Source organism: Caballeronia sp. (assembly GCF_049581465.1).
GTDB lineage: Bacteria > Pseudomonadota > Gammaproteobacteria > Burkholderiales > Burkholderiaceae > Caballeronia.
The window spans coordinates 1-2,640 of sequence record NZ_JBAUSA010000439.1; the positions used below are offsets into that span (position 1 = coordinate 1).

A 2,640-nucleotide genomic window follows, 5' to 3' on the forward strand; every position below is an offset into this window, starting at 1 on the left:
TTGAACGGCACCGTCACGTTCATGCCGCGACCGCCCGATTGGGCGAACGCATGAACATCGGCGGAAAACGCACCGATGGTGCCCAGCACGCGCCCGTATTCAATCGTCTCGCCCGTTTGTTCGGCAAAACGCGCATGAATCCACGGCGAGCGGCTGTGAGCGACAGGATTGCCGATCACCGCGTACCGGTCGATGTCACCGTGCTTCGTCGCCGAATTCATTATGCGTTCTCCTTCGCATCGGGCGTGCCCTCGCCGGCCGGCTCCTCCTGCGACCCTCCAGCATCGGGCGCAGGTTCTGCCTGGGTATCCGCTTCCGCCTGCGCCTCAGCTTCGCTTTCGGCGCTCAAATCTTCCGCCTGGATCACGTCTTCAAGCCCCTCGTCATCCACCTCATCCTGCTGCGCCTCCTGGTCCGCAGACGAAGACGCTGCCGCACCCGCGGGCGCGTCGATCACATGCAGCAGGCGGCATGACGCCTCGACGGTGAGTTCATCGAGACTCATCACATCCAGCATCACCTTAGTCCCGCGCGCGTGGACGCCCAAGCCGGGCACGTGCAGCATCAGCGGGATTTCATCGAGACGCACGAGATCGTCCTTCACTACGGCCGCGACGACATGCTTCTTATTCTCCTGCTTCAGCCAGCGCAGGCACCAGAAATACTCCATGCGGCGCTGGTAGTCGGCATAGGAGGAATACTGATCGTCAAAACCCTGCACCACCGCGAACAGATCCGAGTCCTTCGGCTTGAACGGCGCGACGAGCGCCGCTGTCACGCCATGCTGAACGCACGCGAGCAATTGCCACTGGTTGACCAGATCGACGTATCGACGCAGCGGCGACGTGCTCCACGCATATTGCGCGACGCCCAAACCCTCGTGCGGCGCGGGCGTGGTCTGCATGCGCGTGCGCTTCGGGCCCGGCGCGCCAAAACCCCGTTGCGAGCGGTAAATTCCCGGCACGCTGTGATCGTTGAGAAACGCGCCCCACGATGAATTCGCAAGAATCGCCAGTTCGGCGACGATCAAATCGAGCGGCGACCCACGCCGGCGCGGCGAGATCGTGATGTGCTCGCCTTCCACGTAGAAATTGAAGTCGTTATTGCGCTGCACCTCGCGCCGCAGACCGTAACCCGCGCGCGCTTCCTGGCGCTTTTCGAATAACGCCTGGGCCAGTGGCCACAACACCGCGATATCGTCCTTATGCGGATAGTCGCCGCTACCCTCCGCAAGCGACTCCTCGGTGACGTGGTCGTCCAGGAAGTTATGCCGAAGATTGCTCTTGATGAACACGCGCTCCGCACGCGTTTCAGTCGCCACGATCTCCTGCGTTTCCCGATTCACGATGATGTACAGCGACAGCGCCGGCCGCAGCCCGCCCTCAGCCAGCGTGAACGCCTCCACGACGCTGTCGGGCAGCATCGTGATCTTGTCGCCGGGCATGTACACCGTCGACAAACGCGTGCGCGCGATTGCGTCGATCATGTCGCCACGCGAGATCCCCAGCGCCGGCGCGGCGATATGCACGCCGATCCGAACACGACCATCGGCGAGATGCTGGACCGAGAACGCATCGTCGATTTCAGTCGTCGTGACGTCGTCGATGGAAAACGCCTGCACGTCGGCCTCGGGTAAATCGTCCGGCAGCGGCGGCACTGTGACAGGCGCGAAACCGGTTCCGTGCGGGAAAAACTCCGACAGGAATCGCGCTTCGTGCAACGCCCGCGCCGACGCGATTCCGCCGACTTCGAGCATCAGGCGCGCTTGAGAAATTCCTCGTGTGGCGGCGGCAGCATCGAGCGCCTTGTATTCGATCGAATTCTTGTCCGGCTTCGTCAGCAAGCCGATTGCCTTGCCCACGAGCGCGTCCGGCAACTTCCCGGCGACAAGTTCCGCTTCATAACCGGCCTGCACGAGCGCAAGCTGGCGCTTCTTTTCAAGCCCCGCCAGCGCCATCTGCAACTGTTCTTGCGGCGCGCGCTGATATTGGCCACGACCCTTGCGCCGGAAATACACCGGCGAGCCATGCATGCGCAGCACGAGCGCGGCGCGTTCGGTGGCGCCGAATTTATCGCCGAAGTAATCCGCGCCGAGTTCCGCGAACGGGAATTCTTCTTCCGGCGCACATTCCCACAGGAAATCCAGGTCGATGTCCTGCGCGATGGCGTCGGCCTGTTGCATCAGGTCGGCGGCGCTCGGCTTCTCGAACTCGATCAATACGTCTTTTGCACGCACCTTCGCGCGCCGTCCGCCCGGCAACTCGACCTGAAACGCGTCGTTTTGCTTCGACAGGACAGCGCCGGCCTTGAAACTACCCGATTCCTCGAAAAAAACGTTCACTCAGTACTCTCGAAAGACAGTTGGCCGGCGTGCGTCACGCGTTTGCGCGCACGCCAGCGTTAGAAGGACACGCAAGGCCACGCAATTTCAGGCCGCAGCAGCCGGCGGACGGGCCGCGCAAAACGCGAGCACCGCGTCCAGATAGTCGGGGAAATCGCTGATCGCGTGATTGCTGCCCTGGATCAGCGTGGTCCGTACATTGGGGTAATGATCAAGCATGGTTCGATAGTCGAGCACTTCGTCGCCGGTTGCCGCTATCAGGTAATAACGTTCGGGCCGCGTAATCGATTCCACCGACA

At 62.2% G+C, this 2,640-nt stretch carries 2 protein-coding genes and 1 pseudogene; all 3 read right to left on the bottom strand.

Going from position 1 to position 2,640, the window contains the following annotated elements; translation table 11 throughout:
• Positions 1-221 (bottom strand): annotated as a pseudogene (gene aroE / locus WCA53_RS10945) (shikimate dehydrogenase); the annotation flags it as partial.
• Complete coding sequence (locus tag WCA53_RS10950) at positions 221-2,341, bottom strand: ribonuclease catalytic domain-containing protein (RefSeq protein WP_423909129.1); 2,121 nt, start codon at positions 2,339-2,341, stop codon at positions 221-223. The gene WCA53_RS10950 and the pseudogene aroE, both read right to left, overlap by 1 nt.
• A gap of 87 nt (positions 2,342-2,428) precedes the next feature.
• The coding region (locus tag WCA53_RS10955) for a YqiA/YcfP family alpha/beta fold hydrolase (protein ID WP_423909132.1) at positions 2,429-2,640 on the bottom strand (212 nt) is incomplete at its 5' end.